Origin of the sequence: Alitabrizicola rongguiensis (genome assembly GCF_021491355.1) — a bacterium.
GTDB classification, from domain to species: Bacteria; Pseudomonadota; Alphaproteobacteria; order Rhodobacterales; family Rhodobacteraceae; genus Aliitabrizicola; species Aliitabrizicola rongguiensis.
This window is the reverse complement of record NZ_JAKENF010000003.1, coordinates 905,820-929,116: the sequence shown is the minus strand read 5'-3', so window position 1 is coordinate 929,116 and position 23,297 is coordinate 905,820. Positions and strand designations below refer to the sequence as shown.

Sequence of the window (23,297 nt, the reverse complement as noted above, 5' to 3'; positions counted from 1 at the left end):
CCGGATACCGTGACGCAACCGGCGCGGGGTGGAGCAGCCCGGTAGCTCGTCAGGCTCATAACCTGAAGGCCGCAGGTTCAAATCCTGCCCCCGCAACCACCGTTACTTGCCCAGAACGCCCGCCACCAAAGCGGGCGTTGGCATTTGAACCACCCGCCTCGCAAAGCGACAGGATCGCGCCAAGTTCCCCATAAAGTTCAAGCACAGGGCCGTCCCGAGCAAAGGGGTGACGGCTACGACACTCCATGACTTGCGGTCTAAATGCGACGGCATGGAGGTCGGCGAGGCTTGGCGTTTGAAGCAGCTTGAGGACGGGAATGCGATGCTGAAGCTGCCTTTCAGATATGTAGCGGTGAAGGTGTGAAGCCGCGTTCCTTCGACAGGACCATGAGAGATGACCTCGGTTTTCCTTCCAACCGACAGGTCCAGGCTGGGAAAATCAATAAAACTGCTGCCGATATCTTCCAAAATCTTCGCCCCAAGGCTCGATGGAAGTGGAAGTGGTGGCGAATGCGCAGATGGACTGCTGCGGATCTTCCCGTCTCGACACTTGACACACCTCAAGGTGCGCAAGGCGCAAGAACCTATGCTGGCAGATCAGGGAGGAGCCGGTCGGATGAACGCGGAAGCAGGCCCCGTCTTTCGGACCAGAGGCCTGACCAAGGTCTATCGCAGCGGCGAGCAGGAGGTGCATGCCCTGCGTGGCGTGGATTTCCAGGCGAACCAGGGCGAGTTCATCGTGATCCTGGGCCCGTCGGGATCGGGCAAGTCGACGTTTCTCAACATCATCGGCGGGCTGGATCGGGCATCTTCCGGCGAGGCATGGTTTCAGGACCATCAGTTGACGGCGCTCGACGAACGGGGGCTTACGCAATACCGGCGCGATCACGTTGGCTTCGTCTTCCAGTTCTACAACCTCGTCCCCAGCCTCACGGCGCGAGAGAACGTGATGCTCGTGACCGAGATCGCGCGCCATCCCATGCCTGCCGACGAGGCGCTTGCCCTGGTTGGGCTTTCCGACCGGCAGGACCATTTCCCTGCGCAGATGTCCGGCGGTGAACAGCAACGCGTGGCGATCGCGCGCGCCATCGCCAAGAATCCCGAGGTACTCCTATGTGATGAACCGACAGGGGCGCTTGACTCCGTCACCGGCATCCGCGTGCTGGAAGCGCTAGTGCAGGTCAACCGAACGGTCGGTGCGACAACGCTGGTGATCACCCACAACGCCGCCATCCGCGACATCGCCGACAGGATATTGCGCTTCGCCGACGGACGGATCGTCGAGGAGATCGTGAATTCCGCCAGGAAAAGCCCGTCGGAGGTTTCATGGTGATCGCGCCGCTGCATCGCAAGGTCCTGCGCGACCTGCGTCGTCTCTGGCCGCAGGTGTTGGCTATCGCGCTGGTCCTGGCGGCTGGGGTGGCGACACTGATCCTTGGCAACGGTGCCTATTCCTCGCTCTACGAGACCCGTGCGCGCTATTACGACACCTACCGGTTCGGCGATGTCTTTGCCGACCTGACCCGCGCACCGCGCGCACTGATGTCCGAGATCCGGTCGATCGACGGCGTTCTGTCCGCCGAGGCGCGAATAGTGAAACTTGGCCTGCTTGACCTGCCGGACATGGTCGAGCCCGGCACCGTTCAACTGGTCACGGTCCCGGAGAGCGAAGGAGGCGGCCTCAACCAGTTGCATCTTCGTCAGGGCCGCATGCCCGACCCTCAATCCGCTCACGAGGCGGTGGTGTCCGAAGGGTTTGCCACGGCGCACCGGCTGCGTCCGGGCGCGCCGTTCACGGTCCTCATGAACGGGCAGAAGCGCGAACTGGTCGTGACCGGCATCGCCCTGTCGCCAGAATTCATCTATGCGCTCGGGCCGGGGGAAATGATGCCCGACCCGCGCCGCTATGGCATCGTGTGGCTTCCCCGCTCTGTGCTGGAGGCGGCCTATGACCTAGAAGGCGCCTTCTCGAACGTTGTCCTTAAACTTGCACCCGGCGCTGATACGGATCGGGTGATCGCAGACCTCGACAGGCTGACTGCGCGATATGGGGGCGTCGGCGCCAATGCCCGCGAGGACCAGACATCCCACGCCTTTCTCGATGCGGAACTGAGACAACTCAGCGCCATGTCGAAGGTGCTGCCTCCGATCTTCCTCATGGTGGCGGCGATGCTGGTGAACATGACACTGTCGCGGCTCATCACGCTTGAGCGCGAGCAGATCGGACTGCTGAAGGCGATCGGCTACTCATCGCGTGCGGTGGCGATGCATTATGTGGAATTCGTCCTGGTCCTTGCTGCTATAGGAATCCTGATCGGTTTTGTCGCCGGTGCCTGGCTTGGGACAGGCCTTGCGCAACTTTATGCCCGCTTCTTCTCCTTTCCCTTTCTGGTCTTCACGCGGGACCCGCAGATCTACGGCTTGGCCGCTCTCGTGACTCTGGCTGCGGCAGTGGCTGGCGCGCTTCAGGCCGTTCGCGCCGTGGTCGCCCTGCCGCCTGCAGTGGCCATGTCACCTCCGGCGCCGGCCGACTATCGGGCCGGGATGGGCTTCGCTGGTCGTCTGTTCCCGGTCCGCCAGACCGATCTGATGGTCGCGCGACACCTCTTCCGCTGGCCTTTGCGGACGCTGTCGGGAATACTTGGCGTTGGCATGGCCGTTGCAATCCTGGTGGCGTCGCTGTGGTCTTTCGGATCGATCACACGGATGATCGACGTTTCGTTCTACCGCACGGAACGGCACGATGCCCTGGTGGCCTTTGGCGAGGCGCAACCCGCGCGCGCAATCCAAGTGGTTCGCCAGATGCCCGGAGTGATTGCAGCCGAGCCATTCCGCTCTGTCTTCGCGAGGATCAGCCACCGCAATCTCTGGCGCAGGCTTTCCATCGTCGGCAAGCCAGAGGTGCCGACGCTTTCACGTGTGCTTGCCCCCGATCTGCGTCCCATGACGCTGCCCGAGGCGGGCGTGATCCTTTCGGAAGCTCTCGCAGAAGCTCTGGATGCCGGTCCGGGCGACCTTGTCACCATCGAGTTTCTCGAAGGTGCCCGCAACACGGTGACTGTGCCGGTCAGCGGCCTTTCCATCGGCTACGTTGGTCTCGGCGCCGCTATGGAGCTTGGGGCACTCAACCGGGCCATGGGCGAGGATTCTCTGATTTCGGGGGTAAGCCTCATGATCGACGGCGCGGCCCGGGACCGCTTCTTTGCCGCCGCCAAGGACACGCCAAAGACCGGTTTCGTGACCGTCACCGCCCTTACCGTCGCGCGGTTCAAGCAGACTCTGGCCGAGAACATCACGATCATGACCACTGTCTATGTCGCGCTCGCCACCATCATCGCTATCGGTGTCGTCTACAACTTCTCGCGCATCGCCCTTTCGGAGCAGGGGCGAGAACTGGCCAGCCTCAGGGTTCTCGGCTTCACGCGGGGCGAGGTGTCGGGCATCCTGCTAGCCGAGCTTGCTGCCGTCGTTGTGCTGGCGCAGCCGCTCGGCTGGCTGATTGGCTACCTTATCGGCCTGGGCATGGTGGCCGCCTTCTCGTCCGACTTGTACCGTGTGCCGTATGTGATCGGGCGGGACGTCTTTGCGACGGCCAGTCTGGTCGTGATTGCCGCAGCCCTGGTTTCCGCCTGGGCGATCCGCGGGCGGATCAACCGCCTCGACATGGTCGAGGTCCTGAAGACGAGGGAATGACCCATGCGCCGCGTTCTTCTTTCGCTCGTTGCCATCGCTGTGGTCGGGCTCGCCGTGTGGGCCTTTCTGCCGCGCCCGGTCGAGGTCGAACTTGGCCGGGTCGAAACCCGCACCATCGAGGTCGCGGTCGAGGAAGAGGGTGAGGCACGCATCCGCGATGTGTTCACCGTTTCAGCCACGACGGGGGGCAAGCTTCGGCGGATCGGGCTGCATGCCGGTGATCCAGTCGTGGCCCAGGAAACCGTCGTCGCCGTGATTGGCCCAGGAGCACCGGCGCTGCTCGATATGAGGGCGCAGGCCGTCGGGGAAGCGATGATGGCTGCGGCCCAATCGGCGGTCGACCTTGCCCGCGCCCAGGTGGCGCTTGCCGAGACGTCGCTGGAATTCAAGTCATCGGAGGCCAACCGGGCGCGCGCGCTCTATGAGAGGTCCGCGATTTCCGAGCGGCTTCTGGAGAATGCGATCCTTGAACAGAAGAGTGCTCAGGCCGCGCTGGACAGTGCCCGGGCAAACATTGCCGTGCGCCAGCGCGAACTGGAAAGCGCCGAGGCGGTCATTGGCATGGGCGTCGCCATCCATGCCGAAACCTGCTGTGTCGAACTCACGGCCCCGGTTTCAGGTCGCGTACTTCGGGTGCTGACCGAGAACGAACAGATCGTCCAGCCCGGCACTCCGCTGCTCGAGGTCGGCGATCCGCAGAACCTGGAAATTGCCGTCGACCTGCTGTCACGGGATGCGGTCCGCGTGCACGAGGGATCGGAAGCCCGCATCACCGGCTGGGGAGGACCGCCGGTTTCTGCTGTCGTCGAGCGGATCGAGCCGTCTGCCACCACCAAGGTCTCCGCGCTCGGCATCGACGAGCAGAGGGTAGAGGTGATCCTGAAACTCGGCGGAGATCCGAAGGACTGGCAGGCGCTCGGCCATGGTTTCCGTGTCATTGCGCGTATCACTCTCTGGAAGGGCGAGGACGTCCTTTCGATTCCCGTCGGGGCACTCTTCCGGGACGGGTCCGATTGGGCGACCTATGTCGTTCGCGACCGCCGCGCGCGCTTGCAGACCATCACGCTTGGAGATCGCAGCGAAGAGTTCGCGCGGGTGCTCTCTGGCCTGCAGGCAGGTGACGAGGTTGTGCTGCATCCAAGTGACCAGATCGCCGACGGCAAGGCCGTCGAACAGAGGCCCGCTCGATGAGCCAGGACGGGAACTGCCAGCTTCGATGCGTTAACCTGGACTCGGCCGCGGCATGAGGACGAAGCGAAGCCAGTCTCAGCATGGTTTCGGGCATTAGAGAGGGCAGGTCACAGTCAGATCAGATCGATGCCGGACTCTGCCCGGCGCGCTGAAGCAATGGTGAGGCCTTCTGCTTGGATGCCACCGCGAGAGCGCTCCGGAAGTTTTTCTCCAGCTCTTTCTTTGCATCCAAGGCCGCAAAGGCCGTCCCGCGTATCCGATGGCTTCCAGCTTGGTTGTGAAGACGACTTTTCCGGGGGCAGACCTCAGGGCCGGCTACGGATCACCGACGGGAAATATAATTGACTGCATGTTTAGTTAGTTTATCGTCCCGGATCACTCAAGCGAATCCAGCCGCGACAAGACGGCAGACGCGACAGGGAAGGGTGACTGGATGTTTTCGGCTTTACCGGCAATCGAGGTTCGGGATGTCGTCAAGAGCTTTGGCGATGCCAGGGCGCTTGACGGTGTTTCGGTCAGGATCAAGGAGAACGAGTTCTTTACGCTGCTTGGGCCGTCGGGCTGCGGCAAGACCACGCTTCTGCGCCTTATCGCGGGGTTCGACTATCCGACCTCGGGCGAAATTTGCCTTCATGGGAAAGATATCGCGGGCATGCCGCCCTTCGCCCGGCCGGTGAATACCGTTTTCCAGAACTACGCCCTGTTTCCACACATGACCGTGGCGCAGAACATCGGCTTCGGGCTGGAGATGCAGGGCAAGCCCCGGTCCGAGATCGCGGCCCGGGTCGACCAGATGCTGGCGCTCGTGCGGATGGAGACGCTGCGGTCGCGCCGTACGTCGCAGCTCTCGGGCGGGCAGCAGCAGCGCGTGGCTCTGGCCAGGGCCCTGGCGCCGCAGCCGCGCGTGCTTCTGCTCGACGAGCCGCTCTCGGCACTGGACTACAAGTTGCGCAAGGAGATGCAGGGTGAGTTGAAGCGGCTCCAGACCGAAACGGGCATAACCTTCATCTTCGTCACCCATGACCAGGAAGAGGCTCTGACCATGTCGGACCGGATCGCGGTCATGTCCGGTGGGCGCATCCTGCAGGTCGGCAACCCGCGCGACATCTACGACAATCCCCAAGAGCGGTTCGTGGCGGATTTCATTGGTGAGGTGAACTTCCTTGCCGGGCAGGTGATAGGCATCGACGGCCGTACGGCGCGCGTCCGGCTTGCCGCAGGAGGCGAGGTGGTCGCAGGCCTGCCCGAAGGCGCGACGCCGGTGGGACGCGCGACGGTGATCGTACGCCCGGAACATGCCGAACTGCGCGGGCCCACCGAACAGGCCGACCTGCGCGGGCGGCTGGAGCAGGTGGTGTATTTCGGAACCGACACGCATCTGCATGTCCGGCTCGCCGACCAGTCCGAATTCGTCCTGCGCCAGCAGAACAGCCCCCGAGGAACGGCGGATTTGCAGCCGGGGGCAGAGGTGGCAATCGCCTTCAAGCCGGGCGCGGCCCGTGTGCTGAAGGATTGACCATGAGCCAGGCCCAGGAAATTGCCGAGGAAATGGCCCGCAGATCAGTCAGGACCCGCTGGTGGCTGTCGGCCCCGGCGCTTGCGGTCGTGTTCCTCTTCGCGATCGCGCCTCTGGCGGTGATCGTCCTTTATTCCTTCATGGCCAAGGGCGACTACGGCGATGTCAAATACTGGCAGTTCTCGCTTGACGGCTGGTTCAGCGTCTTCTTCGAGCGGGGGCTGTTCGACGACAGCATCGGCATCGCGCAGGCTCATGTCAGCATCCTGTGGCGGTCGGTGAAGCTCGCGCTGATAACTACGGTCGTGACACTCCTGATCGGCTTTCCAACCGCCTACTTCATTGCGATCCGACCACCGAGCCAGCGCGACTTCTGGCTGTTTCTCATCACCATTCCGTTCTGGACGAACCTTCTGATCCGCACCTTCGCCATCCAGGAGGTGTTCCGCAACGAAGGCGTGCTCAACACAGTGCTGATGTGGAGCGGGCTGATCCGCGAACCCCTGAAGATCATGTTCACCGATCTCGGGATCTTCCTTGGCATGGCCTATGTCTATCTGCCGCTGATGGTCCTGCCGATCTATGCGAGCCTGGAAAAATTCGACTTCCGCTTTGCCGAGGCCGCGTCGGACCTTTACGCCAACAATCGCAATGTGCTGTGGCGGATCATCATTCCAATGACTCGTCCGGCGATCATCGCCGGCTGCATCCTCGTCTTCATCCCGGCACTCGGTGCCTATGTCACGCCCCGTCTACTGGGGGGCGGCAAGAACCTGATGCTCGGCAACCTGATCGAGTTGCAGTTCGGGCAAGGGCGCAACTGGCCACTTGGCGCAGCGCTGTCGCTGACGCTGACCGGCGTGGTGATGCTGGCGCTGCTGGTCTATGTCCGCGCCGCCTCGAAGGAGGGACGCAGCCATGGCTAGGCCGCACTCTGTTCGTCACCAGCGCGGCTTCACCTTCATCGCGTTGATGTGCTTCTTCCTGCTCTACCTGCCGATGGCGACGATGGTCGTCTTTGCCTTCAATGCGGGCAGCACGGTCGGCCAGCTGGACGGGTTTTCCCTGCGATGGTTCCGCACGGCGCTGGCGAATGACCAGATCATCGAGGCGCTGCTGCGGTCGCTGACCATCGCGCCCATCGCCGCCTTCTTTGCCACCGTCGCCGCGACCATGGCGGCGCTTGCCACCACGCGGACCGCGCCCTATCGCGGCATGGCGCTGAAGGTGGCCTTCATCAACCAGCCGCTGATGGTGCCCGAGATCGTGACTGCTGTGGCCCTGCTGGTCGTGTTCTCGCGGGTCAAGGTGTGGACCGGCTATACCGGGCTTGGCTACATCATCGCCGCCCATACCGCCTTCTGCATTCCATTCGCCTTCCTGCCGATCCGCGCCCGGCTCGAGACCATGGACCTGTCGCTGGAAACCGCGGCGGCCGATCTTTACGCCCGGCCTTGGTCGGTATTCCGCCGCATCACGCTTCCGCTTCTCTGGCCGGGCATCCTTGCGGGTTTCATGCTCGCCTTCGTCGTGTCGCTGGACGATGTGGTCATCACCGAATTCATCAAATCGGCGGGGCAGGAGACATTGCCCACCTACATGCTCGGCCAGTTGCGCCGCAACGTGACGCCCGAGATGAACGCGATCTCGACGCTGTTCCTGGCTGTGTCGGTCATCGTCGTCAGCCTCTTCTTCCTTCTCAGCCGCAAAAAGACCTGATCAACCGCACAGGAGATTCCCATGCGCCTGCCTATCCTTGCCCCGACGCTGTCCGGCCTCGCAATTCTGGCCGGTAGCAGCGCGTTTGCCGCGGGGGAACTGAACATCTTCAACTGGGGCGAATACACGAGCCCCGAGCTCATCAAGAAGTTCGAGGAGACCTACGACGTCAAGGTGACGATCACCGACTTCGACTCGAACGATACGGCGCTGGCCAAAGCCCGGCAGGGCGGCAACAACTTCGACATCGTCGTGCCCAGTTCGACCTTCGTGCCGGTGTGGATCGCGGAAGGTCTGCTTCTGGAAAGCCGCCCGGACCAGATGGAGAACTTCAAGAACATGGACCCACGGTGGGTCGATGTGTCCTTCGATCCTGGTCGCCACTATACTGTGCCGTGGCAGTGGGGAACGACCGGCGTCATCGTCGACACGGATCTCTACAAGGGCGATCCGAACACCTCGACCATCTTCCTTGATCCGCCGCCCGAACTCGCAGGCAAGGTCAATGTCGTGCCCGAGATGGGCGATGTCATGGCATTGGCGATCCGGGCGGAAGGCGGTCAGGACTGCACCGCCGACATGGAGGTTTTGAAGCGCGTCCATGAAAAGCTGGTCGCGGCGAAGCCGAAATGGGTCGCGATGGATTATGCGAGCATCGAGAAATACACCGGCGGCGACTATGCGGCCGGTCTCTCGTGGAGCGGCGCCGCCATGCGGGTTCGGCTCGAGGCGCCCCGCTTCGTCTACGGCTATCCGAAGGAAGGTTACCCGATCTGGATGGACAATGTTGCCATCCTGAAGTCGGCCCCGAATGTCGAGAACGCAAAGCTCTTCCAGAACTTCATCATGGATCCCGAGAATGCCGCGATGATCTCGGCCTATGCGCGCTATGCGAACGGCATCAAGGGTTCCGAGCAGTTCATGCCCGAAGACATGCGCAATGCGCCCGAGATCAACATACCGCCTGAATTCGTGGACAAAGGCGAATTCAGCCCGGCCTGTCCGCCCGAGGTGAACGACCTCTACACGCGCATCTGGACCGACGTCCTGAAGTGATCCCTTTCTGCGGGACCGCCACCCCGGTCCCGCTTTTCCCCACAACTCCGGAAGACCGAAATGTCTGATCTCGATCTGTGTTACCTGCCGGCGCATGAGGCGCTGCGGCGGTTCAAGTCGCGCGAGCTGTCGCCCGTCGACCTGATGGATGCCATCATCGCTCGCGCCGAAACGGTCAAGGACCCCGTCAACGCCTTTACCTTCACCCATTTCGACGAGGCGCGTGACCTCGCCCGCAAGGCCGAGACCAAATATGCCAGTGGCGCCCGCACCCGCGCGCTGGAAGGCCTGCCGATCGGGGCCAAGGACGAAAGCGAGATCAAGGGCAAGCCGACCTCGTCGGGTTCCCTGATCCTGAAGGATTACATCGCGGAAGAAACCTCCACCAACAACGCGCGGATCCTTGCGGCGGGCGGGATCATCCATGCCCGCACGGCGACGCCGGAGTTTTCCTGCGCCGGCACCACCTGGAGCCGGCTGTGGGGCGTGACGCGCAATCCGTGGAACCCTGCATTCACCTGCGGCGGCTCTTCAGGAGGATCGGGCGCATCGCTGGCGGTCGGCACCTCTGCCATCTGCACCGGCTCGGATATCGGCGGCTCGATCCGCATTCCTGCCGCCGCCTGCGGCGTGGTCGGCTACAAGCCGCCCTACGGCCGCAATCCCGACGATCCTCCGTTCAACCTGGACTTCTTCTGCCATACCGGCCCGATGGCGCGGGATGTCAAGGACGCGATCCTGCTGCAGAACGTGATGTGCGGGCCAAGCCCGACCGACATTTCCACCCTGCGGCCGAAGCTGCGACTGCCGATGGACTACAAGCCGATCAAGGGCTGGAAGATCGCCTGGTCGATGGACCTAAATGTCTTCGAGGTCGACGAGGAGGTGCGCCGCAATACGCTTGCCGCGCTGGATGTGTTCCGCTCGCTCGGGGCGACGGTGGAAGAGGTCGATCTCGGTTGGCAGCCGGGCATCCTCGAGGCCGGAATGGGCTATCTGGATCATATCTTCGGGGCCTATCTGTCGCGTCTGCTGGCGGATCACGGCGACGAGATGACGACCTATGCCCGCGACTTTGCGCAGAAGGGCGGCAAGTCGACCTCGGCGCAGTTCCTTGGCTGCCTCGAGACCATCGCTGAGATGTACCTGACCTTCGGCCCGATCATGGAGAAATACGACGTCTTCATCTGCCCAACCAACTCGGCGACGGCGATCCCGGCGGACCACGACCATTCGCGCGATACGGTCCGGATCAACGGCAAGGTGGTGGACCCCTCGCTTGGCTGGGTGATGACCACGCCCTTCAACATGCTCAGCCGCTGCCCGGTGCTTTCGGTTCCCTCGGGCCGCGCGTCGAACGGGGTGCCGACCGGCATCCAGATCGTCGGGCGCAGCTACAGCGATGCCGATGTCTTCCGCGCGGGTCTCGCCTATGAGACAGCGCGTGGTGCATGGTATCAAGACGCGGCAAATCGACCGAAGCTGTGACACATCGCGTTGACGCGCGGCCGGTCGAGGATGATATCGGGTGCGGCCAGTCCGCCGCACCCCTACTTTCAGGAAATGCATTTTGTCCCAGGTTCCGGCATCCGTGAATGACCAGGAGATCTCTGCTCCGCTGACCCGCGAAGGGCGGGCTGACCGGCGGCATTTGCGCGGACAGGCGAGCGTCCAGCGCATCATCGAGGCGACCATCGCGGTGATTGCCGAAGAAGGACTGCCCGGCGTGACGATGCAGCGGATCGCCAAGCGCGTCGGCTCGTCGAACGCGCTGGTCGTCTTCCATTTCGGCAACAAGGAGCAGCTGTTTCGCGCGGTGCTGGAATTCCTCAATGACCAGTTCACGAAGCACTGGGAGGCGCATGTGAGGCAACCGGGCCTGACCACGCCCGAGCGGCTTGTGGCGACGCTGGATTGCGCCCGCACCTTCATGATCCAGCATCCGGATTGGGTTGCGGCTTGGGTGATCTTCGCTAGCGACCGCCAGACCATGCAGCTCGACAGCCTGATCAGCGGGCCCTCTGACCATGCCTATCTTGAAGAGGTGCGCGGCATGCTGGCCGACCTTGCACGCGCCGGCGGCCATCTCGGCATCGATGTCGATACCTTGGCTGAAGGCATGAACTACATGGTCCAGGGCCTTTGGTACTGGGATACGATCAACATGGATCACCCGCCGTCAGATGCCTTGCGGAAGACCGGGCTGATCCTGCTGAAGCAGGCCTTTCCGCAGGAATTCGCAAGGTTCTGATCTGTGGGTCAGGACAGCGGCGCGCGATCACAGGCCTTGCGTCGGTGATGAAGCCGACCCGCAGTGTCCCCCTCGATTGCGCGACAGCCTCAACGTCCCCAGACCACGGCATTCTCGTGTCGCTTGATGAGGTGTTTCAACTCGTCGAATGACTGCACGATATGGGCCGCAAAGCGCTCCGCCACGGGATTCTTGGGGGCATTCCTCCGCCGCAGGATGCCAAGTGCGCGCTGCGGCTGGGGAATGTCGAAGGGCAGAGAGGCGATCCGGTTCTCCAGGCGCTGCGAAAACACCACTGAAAAGGGCAGGATGGTCAAGGCGTCGCTGCCGGCCATGTAATTCAGAACCGCCATCAGCGAGCCGCCGGAAAACCGGATATCAAACTCGGGCAAGCCCATCCCGACAAGGATCGAATGGAGATCGGTCAGCAAGGGCGAGCCCGGCAGCGGCGCGACCCAAGGGAAGCCTTTCAGGTCCGCAGCCTGCAGCCGCCGCTGCCGCGCGAGCGGATGCCCGGCGCGGCAGGCGACGACGTTCCGACCCGGCAGGATCTCGGTGAAGTCGAACCCCGGCGTCGCGTCGGTCAGCCCGATCGGCACGATGGCGAGATCTATCTGATCCCCCTCGAGCGCCTTGGCCATCTCTGGCGTGTTACCGTAGGAAAGCCGGACATTCACATCAGGCTCGAGCGTCAGAAAGCCCGCGATCATCGTGCTGATCATCGCGTCGATGAAGAAAGGCACACCTCCCACCCGAACGGTGCCCTTTGTTCCGCGCACGAAACCGCTGACCGTGGACGACGCCTCGCGCGAGGCCGCCAGGATCGTGCGGCCATGCGCGGCAAGCTGCGCGCCCAAAGGGGTGGGGCGCAGAGGGCGGCGTCCGCGCTGGAACAACGGTTCGCCCACGCGCGCCTCAAGCATCACGAGGGCGCGGCTGACGGCTGGCTGGGTCAGGCCGAGAAGCGCAGCCCCCTCTGACACGCCCCCGGCATCCACGACGGCGGCAAGCAGCATCAGGTGGCGTTCATTCAGCTTCATAACAGAATGGTATATTGATCAGCGCATAAGTCATCACTTTTCGCCGCCGAACGACCCAAGATGCAAACCGGTGAGGGCTGCTTGCAGCCGGTTCGGGGGGATCTGAGTGGTGGATGGCGCGCCGGCTGCGGAATCGCAGGACGCTTTGCTCGAAGCCTTCGCTGAACGGCTCGGCGCCGCGCGCGAGGAGCGGCTGGCGCAAGGCGTTCTGGCGCTGGTCGGCCGCTTGCATGACCTCATTCGCGACCTTCGTCCGACGCCCGACGAGTTTTCTGCCGTCCTCGGCTTCCTGACGGATGTCGGTCACAATACCGACGCCCGGAGGCAGGAATGGGTGCTCCTGGCGGATGTGCTGGGCGTCTCGACGCTGGTCGAGGATCTGTCCCAAAGCGCGCGCGGCCGGGCAACGCCTTCGACGATTGCCGGACCATTCTATCGCCCCGATGCGCCGGACCTGCCTGACGGTGCCGATCTTTGCCGCGATGGACGGGGGCAGCCGCTCGACATTGCTGGGCAAATCAGCGATCTGTCCGGGGCGCCCATTCCTCAAGCGGTTGTTGAGATATGGCACGCAAATGCCCAAGGTTGCTACGAAAATCAGCAGCCTGATCTGCAGCCGGAATTCAACCTGCGGGGCCGGTTCCGTGCCGACGCCTCAGGCCGTTTCAGCTGCCGGACGATCCGCCCCGGCGGTTACATGCTGCCCAAGGACGGGCCCGTGGGGATATTGTTCCAAAGGCTTGGCCTTGGCCTCGAACGCCCGGCCCATATCCATTTCCGCGTGGCCGCTCCGGGGTTCCGAACGCTTGTCACGCATGTCTTCGATCGCGACGATCCCGCCATCGGGCGCGATGCCCTCTTCGCGGTAAAGCCCGAGCTTCTGGGGGAATTCCGGCCTGTCTCGGACCATCCTGAGCGGTTCGCACTGGCGGTCCGCTTCTTTCTTGCTCCGGAGACCCATCCATGACCCGCGCCTTCGTATTTCCGGGGATTTCCAGCCGAGTGGTTTTCGGGGCGGGAACGATTTCGACAGCGGGGGCGGAGGTCGCGCGCCTTGGCCATTCCCGCGCACTTGTGCTGTCCACTCCGCATCAGGAAGGAGAGGCGCGGAAACTATCCGAGTCTCTTGGGCCATTGTCTGCCGGGGTATTTGCCGGTGCGGCCATGCATACGCCGGTCGAGGTGACCGAAACGGCAACGGCGCATTTCCGGGCCTCCGGCGCAACCTGCGTGGTAAGCCTCGGGGGCGGATCGACGACCGGCTTGGGCAAGGCGATCGCCGTCCGGACCGGTGCAGATCAGGTGGTGATCCCGACCACCTATGCCGGGTCGGAGATGACCGACATCCTGGGCGAGACCTCGGGTGGCGAAAAGACCACCCGGCGCGATCCGGCGATCCGGCCCGAAACCGTGATCTATGACGTGGCCCTTACGACGACACTGCCCGTCGGGCTGACGGTAACCTCGGCGCTGAACGCCATCGCCCATGGGATGGAGGCGCTTTATGCCCCGGACCGCAATCCCGTGGTGGTGGCGATGGTAAAGGATGCGCTGCCCGCCTTCCGCGACAGCTTGCCGGAGATCGTGAAATCGCCGACCGATCTGGTGGCCAGGGGAGAGGCGCTCTATGCCGCCTGGTGCTGTTCGACTGCGCTCGCCTACGTCTCGATGGCGCTGCACCACAAGCTCGCCCATGTCCTCGGCGGGTCGTTCAACACGCCACATGCCGAAACCCACGCGATCCTTCTGCCCCATACCACCGACTTCAACGAAGAGGCTGTGCCGGGCCTGCTTGCCCCGATTGCTCAGGTGTTCGGCGGCGGCAGTGCGGGCAAGGGCCTTTGGGACTTTGCCAAGGCGCTCGGCGCACCGATGCGGCTGGCCGACCTTGGCCTGACCGAAGCAGACATGGATCGGGCTGCAGCGATTGCGATGAAGAACCGATACGACAACCCCAGACCCTTCACCGAAGCCGATATCCGCGCGCTGTTGCAGTCTGCGTGGGAAGGGCGACGGCCAAGCTGAAACCGGGTCTGACACCAGAACGACAGGGAGGAACGAATGGCGGATATCACCACGGACGTGCTCATCATCGGTTCGGGGCCTGCGGGCTCGGCGACCGCGGCGCTGTTGTCGAGTTACGGCATCGAGAACATGGTGGTGAACCGCTACCGCTGGCTCGCCAATACCCCGCGCGCCCACATCACCAACCAGCGCGCGATGGAGGTGTTGCGCGATCTGGGGCCGGAGGTCGAGCATGAGGCGATGCTGCACGCGACCCATCAGGAACTGATGGGCGAGAACGTGTTCTGCGAAAGCCTTGCCGGTGAAGAATTGGGCCGGATGAAGAGCTGGGGCACAAGCCCCCTGTCCAAGGCCGAGCATCTTATGTCCTCGCCCTGCGAGATGAACGATCTGCCGCAGACCTTCATGGAGCCGATCCTGTTCGGTGCCGCCTGTCGCAAGGGGACCCAGGCGCGGATGTCGACCGAGTTCCTGCGGTTCGAACAGGATGCTGATGGCGTGACCTCGACCTGCCGTGACCGGCTGACAGGCAAGGAGTTCACGATCCGCTCGAAATATCTCGTCGGGGCCGATGGTGGGAACTCTGCTGTCGCCGAGCAGGCCGGGCTGCCCTTCGAGGGCAAGATGGGCGTGGGCGGATCGATGAACATCCTGTTCCGCGCCGACCTGTCGCGTTACGTCGCGCATCGCCCGTCGGTGCTCTACTGGGTGATGCAGCCCGGAGCCGATGTTGGCGGGATCGGCATGGGGCTGGTGCGGATGGTCCGGCCCTGGAACGAGTGGCTGATCGTCTGGGGCTACGACATAAACCAGCCAGCGCCGGTCGTCGATGCCGCATTGGCGACGCAGGTCGCGCGGCAACTGGTGGGCGTTCCGGATCTCGAGATCGAACTGATCTCTGCCAACACCTGGACGGTGAACAACTGCTTCGCCACGAACCTGCAGAACGGCCGTGTCTTCATCATGGGCGACGCCGCGCACCGGCATCCGCCGTCGAACGGTCTTGGTTCGAATACATCAATTCAGGATGGCTTCAACCTAGCATGGAAGCTTGCCGCGGTCGTGAAAGGACAAGCGACGCCGAAGCTCCTGGACAGCTACACGGCAGAGCGTGCCCCTGTCGCGCGCCAGATCGTGACCCGCGCCAACCAGTCCATCGCCGAATTCGGTCCGATCTTCGAGGCGCTCGGCATGGATGGCGGTGTCGACCACGAAAAGATCCAGCGGTCGATGGCCGCCCGCTGCGACGCCACCCCGGCCGGCGAGAAGCAGCGTGAGGCGCTGCGCAAGGCGATCGAGTTCAAGAAGTACGAGTTCGACTGCCACGGCGTCGAGATGAACCAGCGCTACACATCCGGCGCGGTGGTGACCGACGGCCAGCCCGAACCGGCCTTCCAACGCGACCGCGAGTTGCACTATGCGCCCACGACTTGGCCCGGCGCGCGCCTGCCGCATGTCTGGGTGTTCGACAAGAACGGGAAGCGCCATTCGACGCTCGACTTGTGCGGCAAGGGGCAGTTCACCCTGCTGACCGGGATTGGCGGCGATGCCTGGGCGAAGGCGGCCGAAAAGGTCGGCAAGGCGCTTGGCCTGCCGATCCGGACCCATGTCATCGGTCCGCGCCGGGAATATGAGGATCACGTCGGCGACTGGGCGCGGGCCCGGGAAATCCGCGATGCGGGCTGCCTGCTGGTCCGGCCCGACCATCACGTGGCCTGGCGGTCCTTCGACCTGGCCAGGGACCCCGAGGCGGAGCTGACCCGCGTGCTCAACTCCATCCTGGGGAGGTAAGCAATGACCATCGGCTTCTTCACCGAAGAAAACTCGGTCGAGACGGTGCTGGGCCGGAACGGCCCGGGCGCCAATCCTCGCGTCGTCGAGGTCGTCTCGGCCCTTGTGAAGCACCTTCACGCCTTCGCCAAGGAAGTGCACCTGATGCAGGAGGAGTGGGAGATCGGGATCGATTTCCTCACCCGCACGGGTCAGCTCTGCGGACCGGAGCGGCAGGAATTCATCCTGCTGTCCGACACGCTTGGCCTGTCGATGCTGGTCGATGCGATCAACAACCGCCGTCCGAAAGGGGCGACCGAGAACACCGTCTTCGGCCCGTTCCATGTCGATGACGCGCCGCGCCGCAAAATGGGCGACAGCATCAACATGGATGGCAAGGGTGAAACCTGCCTCTACGAGGGCAGGGTGCTGGACCTCGACGGCACGCCGATCGCCGGGGCGAAGGTCGATGTCTGGTCCGACAGCGCCGACGGCTTTTACGACGTGCAACAACCGGGCATCCAGCCCAAGGGCAACAACCGCGGCGTCTTCATTACCGGGGACGATGGGCGCTACTGGTTTACCGGGATCAAGCCGACGTCTTACCCGATCCCCGATGACGGCACGGTCGGCAAGATGCTGGCGCAGCTGGACCGCCATCCCTACCGCCCCGCCCACATGCACTTCCTCGTCGCGGCGCCGGGCTATCAGAAGCTCGTGACCCATACCTTCGTCGGTGGCGACACCTATCTCGAATCCGATGCGGTCTTTGGCACCAAGGCGTCGCTGGTCGCGCCGTTTGACAAGGTCACCGGCGGCGCGACGGAATGGCGGTCCCCCTTCGACTTCGTGCTGGTGAAAGCCGAATGACGACGCCTTGCATCATCTGCGTGGCGATCACCGGGTCCTTGCCGACCAAGGCGGACAATCCGGCCGTGCCGATCTCGATCGCCGAGCAGGTGGAAAGCACACATGAGGCGTTCGAGGCGGGCGCCACCATCGTCCATGCCCATGTCCGCGATGACGAGGGCAAGCCGACCTCTGACCCTGAACGCTTCGCCCGACTGAAGGAAGGGGTCGAGCGGCTTTGCCCCGGCATGGTTGTCCAGCTGTCAACCGGCGGTCGGTCAGGCGCGGGGCAGATGCGGGGGGGCATGTTGCCGCTGAAACCCGACATGGCCTCGCTGTCGGTTGGGTCGAACAACTTCCCGACCCGGGTGTACGAGAACCCGCCCGATCTGGTGGATTGGCTGGCGGCAGAGATGAAGACCCACGGCGTCAAGCCCGAGATCGAGGCCTTCGACCTCAGCCATATCTTCAAGGCCAAGGAGATGGTCGAGAAGGGGCAGCTTCAGGACCCGCCTTACGTCCAGTTCGTGATGGGCGTGAAGAACGCCATGCCCGCCGACCGCGAGGTGTTCGACTTCTACATCCGCACGGTCAAGCGGCTGTTCGGGCCGGATGCGCCTTGGTGCGCGGCCGGGATCGGCGCGGCGCAGATCGTCCTGAACGACTGGGCAGTGTCCTCGGGCGGGCATGCGCGGACCGGGCTGGAGGACAACGTGCGGATCGACCGCCAGACGCTCGCCCCGTCGAACGCGGCACTGGTGCGGCGGGTGGTCGAGCTTTGCGAGAAGTACGAGCGGCCCGTCGCCACCTGGCAGCAGGCCCGCGCAATTCTGGGGCTGCGCCAGCCGTGAGCCGCTCAGCCCTCGAAGATATGCGCGATCTCGGCCCGGAGCGTGGTCAGCGCCTCGGTCACGCGGCCGCGCATTTCGGGCCAGCGCGAGGTCGGGACGGGAACCGAGATCGCGTGCAGGTCGCCGGCGAGGTCGGTGAAGGCAAAGCCAAGGGCGATGATGCCCTCTGTATGCTCGCCGTCATCCTCGGCCAGACCCGTCCGGCGGACCTGGGCCAGTTGGCGGGCGAGCGTGGGCCAGTCGCCCGTCGCCGTGCCGCGCGCCCATTCCGCCTCGGCCAGCTTTCGCGCCTCTGCCTCGGGCAGAAGCGAGAGACAGGCGCGGCCATTGGCCGTGACGGTCAGCGGGAACACCTCACCCACGGAAGAGACGGCGCGCAGGCGGTGACGGCCCTGAACCTGGTCGAGGAAGATCATCCGGCCGCCGCGAAGAACCGAGAGGTCCACCGTCTCGCCGGTCTGTTCCATCAGCTTCTCAAGGAACGGACGGCAGCGTTCGACCACGTTGAAGCGGGCTGCTCCGGCAAGGGAATGGAGCTCCGGACCCAGCCGGATACCCCCGCCATTGGCCGAACCGATGACCAGCCGTTCGTCCTGCAGTGCCTGGACGATGCGCTGCACGGTCGAGCGGGCGAGGCCCACCCGCTCGGCAATCTGGCCAAGGCTGAGGCCGGTCGGATTGTCTTTCAGCGCGCGCAGCACGGCGGCCGCGCGGGCGATCACCTGGATGCCGTTGCGGGTATCGCTGCGGTCTTGGTCGATCTCGGTCTGGTCCATCGCGGAGCCTCCTTCAGGCGGCAGTCACCGCAAAGCGCAGGCGAAGTCAATCGCCCGCAATGCGGTGCAGATGTATTGATATGCGGGAATCATGTTGACCGCAATCCGGTTCGTGTGCATCAATATGCGGGACAGGTGGGGGGAGCCACCAGGACATTCCGTATGAACATGCACCGCCGGGGGCGGTGAACGAGGGAGGATTACCGATGGTCAAGATCCGCGGCATCGACTTCGAGGGGAACCTCGACAACAGCATGGGGCTGAACTTCTACAACCTCAGCCATCGCTTCGGCTTCCAGCATCCGAACTGGCCCTATTTCCAGGACGTACGGATCGAGCGGATCCACTACATGGCGAAGTCGGGCGTGCTGTCGCAGCGGATCACCACGACGATGCATGCGACCACCCATATCGACGCGCCCGCCCATGTGGTGCAGGGCACGCCCTTCATCGACGAGGTGCCGCTGCCGCATTTCTTCGGCTCCGGGATCGTCGTCTCGATCCCCAAAAAGAAATGGGAGCCGATCACCGGGGACGATCTGGAAAAGGCTTGCGGCAAATCGATCCGCAAAGGTGACGTGCTGATCGTCAACACCGGCTGGCACCACCAGTACGAGGATGGCGACTACTTCGCCTATTGCCCCGGTTTCGTGCCTTCGGCCGGGCATTGGCTGGTGGAAAAGGGCGTGAAGGTGGTCGGCCACGACACCCAGGCCAACGACCACCCGCTGGCGACCGCAATCGGGCCACAGCGCAACGGCCCGCTTCTGCCGCATCTGGCCGACGAATACCGCGAATGGTCGGGTGGCCGCGACTGGAAGGACGACTTCCCGGAGTGGGAACCGGTCCACAACATCCTGTTCCGGAACGGCATTCTCGGGATCGAGAACGTGGGCGGCGATCTGGATGCCGTCACCGGCAAGCGTTGCACCTTCGCCTTCTTCCCGTGGAACTGGGACCGGGGCGACGGCTGCATCATCAGGCTCGTGGCGATCACCGATCCGTCGCAGGCCTACCGGATCGAGAAGGGCGAGGCGTACTGACCCGCGGAAAGGCCGGGGGACTTTGCGTCCCCCGGACCCCCCCCCGCAGGGTATTTGGACCAAGAAGAAACGGGGATCGGGGAGGATCGCCGAATGCTGGTGAAGAGATTTCAGGAAGCCCGCCCCTACGACGCGCCCAATCATCGCGGCGTGGTGGGGCTGCGGCTGCAGGGCTTCGAGGCAGGTGGGCCGACCGCGTCCTGGGTCGGCTATTCGCAATTTCTGCCGGGCGGTGGCGCAGGCCCCGACGCCTCGCCGCTGGAGAAGGTCTATGTCGTGATCGAGGGCGAGATGACCGTGATTGTCGGCGGCAGGGAGGTCGTGCTTGGCCCGATGGACAGCTGCACCATCGCAGGCGGCGAAGAGCGCGAGATCGTCAATCGCTCGAACCATGTCTGCAAGATGATCGTGACCATGCCCTATCCGCCGGGGGTCAAGCCATGACCCTGCCCGATCCGCTGCGGATGTTCGACGTGAAGGGCAAGGTCGCGCTCATAACCGGCGCCTCGGGTGCCTTCGGCGCGGTCGCGGCGCGGGTGCTGGCCGGGGCAGGGGCGAAGCTGGTGCTAGCGGCCGGGAAGGCGTCTGAGCTGGCCGCCATCGCCGGGGAATGCCGCGACGGCGGCGCCGCGGTGGTCGAGGTCAATGCGCGCCCCGACAGCGAGGCGGCCTGCGCGGCGATGGTTGCAAGGGCGGTTGAAGCCTTTGGACGGCTTGACATCCTCGTGGTGGCAAGCGGGATGAACAAGGTCGCCAAGATCGACGAGATGGCGCCGGAGACCTTCCTGTCGGTGATGGATGCGAACGTCACGCAAAGCTGGCTTCTGGCGCGGGCGGCGACGAAGCAGATGAAGGCGCAAGGGCAGGGCGGGAAGATCGTGCTCGTGTCCTCGGCGCGGGGGCTCCTGGGCCATCCGGCGGGCTACACGGCCTATTGCGCCTCGAAGGCGGCGGTCGACGGCATCACCAAGGCGCTCGGCTGCGAGCTGGGGCCGACCGGGATTACCGTGAATGCAATCGCGCCGACAGTCTTCCGCTCGCCTCTGACCGCCTGGATGTTCGAGGAGACCGATCAGGCCAAGGCGGTGCGGACCGGGTTCCTGGCCCGCGTGCCAAAGGGCCGGCTGGGCGAACCTGAGGATCTTGCGGGGCCGCTCCTGTTCCTCGCCTCGAAGGCGTCGGATTTTTACACCGGGCATATCCTTTATGCCGATGGCGGCTATACGGCGGGATGAGATGGTGAAGAACCAGCAGATTGCGGTTCTGGGGGCGGGGCTGATGGGCCACGGCATTGCGCTGACTTTCGCGCGGGCCGGCCAATACGTGGCGATCACCGATCCGGTGCCTGAGGCGCGGGCTGCCGTGGCGGGCCGGATCGCCGACAGCCTTCGCCTGATGGGCGAGGACGAGGCGCGGATCGCCACGATCCTGAAAAGGATCGAGATCTTCGACTCGGTGCCGGGCGCGGTGCGCGAGGCGGCCTTCGTTTTCGAGGCCGCACCCGAAAAGATGGCGCTCAAGCAGTCGCTCTTTGCCGAGGTGGAACAGCATGCACCCGAAACGGCAATCCTGGCGTCGAACACCTCGGTCATGCCGATCACCCAGATCATGGGCGGGCTGAAGCTGCGCCATCGCGCGCTTGGTACCCATTGGTGGAACCCGCCGCATCTGATCCCTCTCGTCGAGGTGATCCGTACCGAATGGACGGACGAGGCGACGGTCGCGGCCGCAATGGCGCTTCTGGCGGATGCCGGGAAAACCCCGGTCCGGGTCGAGAAGGACGTGCCGGGCTTCATCGGCAACCGGCTTCAGCACGCGCTCTGGCGCGAGGCGGTGAGCCTGGTCGAGAACGGCATCTGCGACGCCGAGGCGGTGGATACGGTCATCAAGGCGAGCTTCGGGCGGCGGCTTGCCGTGCTTGGCCCGCTGGAGAATGCCGATCTGGTGGGCACCGACCTGACGCTCGACATCCACAACACGGTCCTGGCCGATCTGGAATGGCGGCCGGGACCTTCGCCCTATCTGGAGCGGCTGGTGGCCGAGGGCCGGCTTGGCATGAAGTCGGGCGAGGGATTCCGCCGTTGGACGCCGGAGGAGGCGCAGGCGGTGCGGGAGAAGGTCGTGCGGCATCTGAGGAAGCTCGACACGATACTGGACTGAGGAAACAGGCGCGCGCGTACGGCGCCGGAACAGGGAGGAAGACAGATGACGAGACAGACGAACCGCAGGCAATTCCTGGCTGGCGCCTCGGCGCTGGTCGCGGCGCCCGCCATCCTGCGCGCCACGCGCGTCTATGCCGAAACGCCGACCCTCAAGATCGGCTATGTCAGTCCGGCGACCGGGCCGCTCGCCGGTTTCGGCGAGGCCGACGACTACATCATCGAGGGCATCAACAAGGCGCTCGCGGGCGGGATCGAGAACAACGGCAAGACCTGGATGATCGAGATCATCAAGCGGGACAGCCAGTCGAACCCAAACCGCGCCGCCGAGGTGGCGAGCCAACTGATCCTCGAAGAAGAGGTCGACATCCTGACCGGCGCCGCGACCCCGGACACCACGAACCCCGTGGCCGATCAGGCGGAACTGAACGGCACGCCCTGCATCACCACCGACTGCCCGTGGCAGCCCTATTTCTTCGGCCGGGGCGGCAACCCCGAGAAGCCCTTCGAATGGACTTATCACTTCTTCTGGGGGCTCGAGGACGTCATCGCCAACTTCACCGCACTCTGGGATCAGGCCGGGGTGGCGAAGACCGTTGGCGGCCTCTTCCCGAACGATGCGGACGGAAACGCCTGGGGCGACCCGAAGGTCGGCTTCCCCGGCCCCTTGGCCGAAAAGGGCTTCAAGCTGATCGATCCCGGTCGCTATGAGCCGCTGAACAACGATTTCTCGGCCTATATCAACGCCTTCAAGGAAGGCGGGGCCGAGATCGTGACCGGTGTGATGATCCCGCCTGACTTCGGCACCTTCTGGGCGCAGGCCGGCCAGCAGGGCTTCAAGCCCAAGGTCGTGACCATCGGCAAGGCGCTCCTGTTCCCCTCGGCAGTCGAAGGGCTGGGCGATCGCGGCGTCGGTTTGACCTCGGAAATCTGGTGGTCGCCGAACCATCCGTTCAAATCCTCGATCACCGGCGAAAGCTGCAAGCAGCTGGCCGATGGCTACACGGCGGCGACCGGCAAGCCCTGGACCCAGCCGATCGGCTTCCGTCACGCCCTGTTCGAGGTGGTGGCGGATGTGGTGAAGCGCTGTGCGGATGTCGAGGATCCGGCCGCGCTGGTCGAGGCGATCAAGACCACGTCACTGCCAACCATGGTCGGCAAGATCGACTGGGCGACGGGACCGGTTCCGAACGTCTCCAAGACGCCTCTGGTTGCCGGCCAGTGGCAGAAGCCGGCCGACAAGCTGGAGCTTGTCATCACCACCAACCCGCAGGCGCCGGACATTCCGGTCGGCGGGCAGCTGCAACTCCTGTCCTGATCGGACAGTCACGACCTCCCGCTCCGGTGCGCCGGGGCGG

General features: G+C 64.2%; 21 protein-coding genes and 1 tRNA gene. 20 read left to right on the top strand and 2 right to left on the bottom strand.

Annotated elements, in window-relative coordinates:
• Positions 1–22: 22 nt before the first annotated feature.
• From L0V05_RS16050 to L0V05_RS16005, 10 genes are all read left to right on the top strand, one after another.
• A tRNA-Met gene (locus tag L0V05_RS16050) sits at positions 23–99 on the top strand.
• Positions 100–616: 517 nt separating this feature from the next.
• Positions 617–1,333, top strand: a complete 717-nt coding sequence (locus L0V05_RS16045; protein WP_234872163.1) for an ABC transporter ATP-binding protein — start codon at positions 617–619, stop codon at positions 1,331–1,333.
• A complete protein-coding gene (locus L0V05_RS16040; RefSeq protein ID WP_234872161.1) occupies positions 1,327–3,693 on the top strand; it encodes an ABC transporter permease in 2,367 nt (788 codons plus the stop codon). The genes L0V05_RS16045 and L0V05_RS16040 overlap by 7 nt, the downstream gene beginning before the upstream one ends.
• 3 nt (positions 3,694–3,696) lie before the next feature.
• Positions 3,697–4,884, top strand: coding sequence for an efflux RND transporter periplasmic adaptor subunit (locus tag L0V05_RS16035; protein WP_234872160.1), 1,188 nt, complete (start codon positions 3,697–3,699; stop codon positions 4,882–4,884).
• Between the two features lie 433 nt (positions 4,885–5,317).
• Positions 5,318–6,400 carry an ABC transporter ATP-binding protein gene (locus L0V05_RS16030; RefSeq protein WP_234872158.1) on the top strand — a complete coding sequence of 361 codons (1,083 nt, stop codon included), beginning with the start codon at positions 5,318–5,320 and terminating at the stop codon, positions 6,398–6,400.
• A 2-nt stretch (positions 6,401–6,402) separates the two neighbouring features.
• The gene (locus L0V05_RS16025; protein WP_406565980.1) at positions 6,403–7,326 is read left to right on the top strand and encodes an ABC transporter permease; all 924 of its coding nucleotides are present in this window, start codon (positions 6,403–6,405) and stop codon (positions 7,324–7,326) included.
• Positions 7,319–8,119 carry an ABC transporter permease gene (locus L0V05_RS16020; protein ID WP_234872156.1) on the top strand — a complete coding sequence of 267 codons (801 nt, stop codon included), beginning with the start codon at positions 7,319–7,321 and terminating at the stop codon, positions 8,117–8,119. Before L0V05_RS16025 ends, L0V05_RS16020 begins: the two co-directional genes overlap by 8 nt.
• A 21-nt stretch (positions 8,120–8,140) precedes the next feature.
• Complete coding sequence (locus L0V05_RS16015) at positions 8,141–9,175, top strand: extracellular solute-binding protein (RefSeq protein WP_234872154.1); 1,035 nt, start codon at positions 8,141–8,143, stop codon at positions 9,173–9,175.
• Positions 9,176–9,235: 60 nt separating this feature from the next.
• Positions 9,236–10,663: an amidase gene (locus tag L0V05_RS16010; protein WP_234872152.1), complete on the top strand. Its 1,428-nt coding sequence runs from the start codon at positions 9,236–9,238 to the stop codon at positions 10,661–10,663.
• Between the two features lie 103 nt (positions 10,664–10,766).
• A complete protein-coding gene (locus L0V05_RS16005) occupies positions 10,767–11,426 on the top strand; it encodes a TetR/AcrR family transcriptional regulator (RefSeq protein ID WP_234872150.1) in 660 nt (219 codons plus the stop codon).
• A gap of 89 nt (positions 11,427–11,515) precedes the next feature.
• On the opposite strand, the gene L0V05_RS16000 is transcribed toward L0V05_RS16005, so the two are convergent.
• The gene (locus L0V05_RS16000) at positions 11,516–12,466 is read right to left on the bottom strand and encodes a LysR family transcriptional regulator (RefSeq protein WP_234872148.1); all 951 of its coding nucleotides are present in this window, start codon (positions 12,464–12,466) and stop codon (positions 11,516–11,518) included.
• A 109-nt stretch (positions 12,467–12,575) separates the two neighbouring features.
• Here L0V05_RS16000 and L0V05_RS15995 point away from each other — a divergent pair, with 109 nt between their 5' ends.
• From L0V05_RS15995 to L0V05_RS15975, 5 genes are read left to right on the top strand one after another with little or no spacing between them, the layout of a single operon-like run.
• Complete coding sequence (locus tag L0V05_RS15995; RefSeq protein ID WP_234872146.1) at positions 12,576–13,433, top strand: dioxygenase family protein; 858 nt, start codon at positions 12,576–12,578, stop codon at positions 13,431–13,433.
• The gene (locus L0V05_RS15990; protein ID WP_234872144.1) at positions 13,430–14,491 is read left to right on the top strand and encodes a maleylacetate reductase; all 1,062 of its coding nucleotides are present in this window, start codon (positions 13,430–13,432) and stop codon (positions 14,489–14,491) included. The genes L0V05_RS15995 and L0V05_RS15990 overlap by 4 nt, the downstream gene beginning before the upstream one ends.
• 36 nt (positions 14,492–14,527) lie before the next feature.
• A complete protein-coding gene (locus tag L0V05_RS15985) occupies positions 14,528–16,282 on the top strand; it encodes an FAD-dependent oxidoreductase (RefSeq protein ID WP_234872142.1) in 1,755 nt (584 codons plus the stop codon).
• A gap of 3 nt (positions 16,283–16,285) precedes the next feature.
• The gene (locus L0V05_RS15980) at positions 16,286–17,131 is read left to right on the top strand and encodes an intradiol ring-cleavage dioxygenase (protein ID WP_234872140.1); all 846 of its coding nucleotides are present in this window, start codon (positions 16,286–16,288) and stop codon (positions 17,129–17,131) included.
• Positions 17,128–17,961, top strand: a complete 834-nt coding sequence (locus L0V05_RS15975; RefSeq protein ID WP_234872138.1) for a 3-oxoadipate:acetyl-CoA acetyltransferase — start codon at positions 17,128–17,130, stop codon at positions 17,959–17,961. The genes L0V05_RS15980 and L0V05_RS15975 overlap by 4 nt, the downstream gene beginning before the upstream one ends.
• A 5-nt stretch (positions 17,962–17,966) precedes the next feature.
• Here the strand turns inward: L0V05_RS15975 and L0V05_RS15970 are convergent, their stop codons facing one another.
• Positions 17,967–18,737, bottom strand: a complete 771-nt coding sequence (locus L0V05_RS15970) for an IclR family transcriptional regulator (protein WP_234872136.1) — start codon at positions 18,735–18,737, stop codon at positions 17,967–17,969.
• A 206-nt stretch (positions 18,738–18,943) separates the two neighbouring features.
• On the opposite strand from L0V05_RS15970, the gene L0V05_RS15965 reads away from it, so the two are divergent.
• The 5 genes from L0V05_RS15965 to L0V05_RS15945 all read left to right on the top strand — a co-directional run bounded on the left by L0V05_RS15965 (position 18,944) and on the right by L0V05_RS15945 (position 23,257).
• On the top strand, positions 18,944–19,780 hold the full coding sequence (locus tag L0V05_RS15965) for a cyclase family protein (protein ID WP_234872134.1): 837 nt from the start codon (positions 18,944–18,946) through the stop codon (positions 19,778–19,780).
• Between the two features lie 93 nt (positions 19,781–19,873).
• Positions 19,874–20,224 (top strand): cupin domain-containing protein, encoded by a 351-nt coding sequence (locus L0V05_RS15960; protein WP_234872132.1) that lies wholly within the window; start codon positions 19,874–19,876, stop codon positions 20,222–20,224.
• Positions 20,221–21,015, top strand: a complete 795-nt coding sequence (locus L0V05_RS15955) for an SDR family NAD(P)-dependent oxidoreductase (protein ID WP_234872131.1) — start codon at positions 20,221–20,223, stop codon at positions 21,013–21,015. The genes L0V05_RS15960 and L0V05_RS15955 overlap by 4 nt, the downstream gene beginning before the upstream one ends.
• A gap of 1 nt (position 21,016) precedes the next feature.
• The gene (locus L0V05_RS15950; protein WP_234872129.1) at positions 21,017–21,940 is read left to right on the top strand and encodes a 3-hydroxyacyl-CoA dehydrogenase family protein; all 924 of its coding nucleotides are present in this window, start codon (positions 21,017–21,019) and stop codon (positions 21,938–21,940) included.
• 45 nt (positions 21,941–21,985) lie between these two features.
• A complete protein-coding gene (locus L0V05_RS15945; protein WP_234872127.1) occupies positions 21,986–23,257 on the top strand; it encodes an ABC transporter substrate-binding protein in 1,272 nt (423 codons plus the stop codon).
• Positions 23,258–23,297 lie beyond the last annotated feature (40 nt).

Excerpts from the sequence above, each read along its gene's own strand:
- L0V05_RS16045 (WP_234872163.1), top strand. The coding sequence starts at position 617 with ATGAACGCGGAAGCAGGCCCCGTCTTTCGGACCAGAGGCCTGACCAAG.
- L0V05_RS16040 (WP_234872161.1), top strand. The coding sequence starts at position 1,327 with ATGGTGATCGCGCCGCTGCATCGCAAGGTCCTGCGCGACCTGCGTCGT.
- L0V05_RS16035 (WP_234872160.1), top strand. The coding sequence starts at position 3,697 with ATGCGCCGCGTTCTTCTTTCGCTCGTTGCCATCGCTGTGGTCGGGCTC.
- L0V05_RS16030 (WP_234872158.1), top strand. The coding sequence starts at position 5,318 with ATGTTTTCGGCTTTACCGGCAATCGAGGTTCGGGATGTCGTCAAGAGC.
- L0V05_RS16025 (WP_406565980.1), top strand. The coding sequence starts at position 6,403 with ATGAGCCAGGCCCAGGAAATTGCCGAGGAAATGGCCCGCAGATCAGTC.
- L0V05_RS16020 (WP_234872156.1), top strand. The coding sequence starts at position 7,319 with ATGGCTAGGCCGCACTCTGTTCGTCACCAGCGCGGCTTCACCTTCATC.
- L0V05_RS16015 (WP_234872154.1), top strand. The coding sequence starts at position 8,141 with ATGCGCCTGCCTATCCTTGCCCCGACGCTGTCCGGCCTCGCAATTCTG.
- L0V05_RS16010 (WP_234872152.1), top strand. The coding sequence starts at position 9,236 with ATGTCTGATCTCGATCTGTGTTACCTGCCGGCGCATGAGGCGCTGCGG.
- L0V05_RS16000 (WP_234872148.1), bottom strand. The coding sequence starts at position 12,466 with ATGAAGCTGAATGAACGCCACCTGATGCTGCTTGCCGCCGTCGTGGAT.
- L0V05_RS15990 (WP_234872144.1), top strand. The coding sequence starts at position 13,430 with ATGACCCGCGCCTTCGTATTTCCGGGGATTTCCAGCCGAGTGGTTTTC.
- L0V05_RS15985 (WP_234872142.1), top strand. The coding sequence starts at position 14,528 with ATGGCGGATATCACCACGGACGTGCTCATCATCGGTTCGGGGCCTGCG.
- L0V05_RS15980 (WP_234872140.1), top strand. The coding sequence starts at position 16,286 with ATGACCATCGGCTTCTTCACCGAAGAAAACTCGGTCGAGACGGTGCTG.
- L0V05_RS15975 (WP_234872138.1), top strand. The coding sequence starts at position 17,128 with ATGACGACGCCTTGCATCATCTGCGTGGCGATCACCGGGTCCTTGCCG.
- L0V05_RS15970 (WP_234872136.1), bottom strand. The coding sequence starts at position 18,737 with ATGGACCAGACCGAGATCGACCAAGACCGCAGCGATACCCGCAACGGC.
- L0V05_RS15965 (WP_234872134.1), top strand. The coding sequence starts at position 18,944 with ATGGTCAAGATCCGCGGCATCGACTTCGAGGGGAACCTCGACAACAGC.
- L0V05_RS15960 (WP_234872132.1), top strand. The coding sequence starts at position 19,874 with ATGCTGGTGAAGAGATTTCAGGAAGCCCGCCCCTACGACGCGCCCAAT.
- L0V05_RS15955 (WP_234872131.1), top strand. The coding sequence starts at position 20,221 with ATGACCCTGCCCGATCCGCTGCGGATGTTCGACGTGAAGGGCAAGGTC.
- L0V05_RS15950 (WP_234872129.1), top strand. The coding sequence starts at position 21,017 with ATGGTGAAGAACCAGCAGATTGCGGTTCTGGGGGCGGGGCTGATGGGC.
- L0V05_RS15945 (WP_234872127.1), top strand. The coding sequence starts at position 21,986 with ATGACGAGACAGACGAACCGCAGGCAATTCCTGGCTGGCGCCTCGGCG.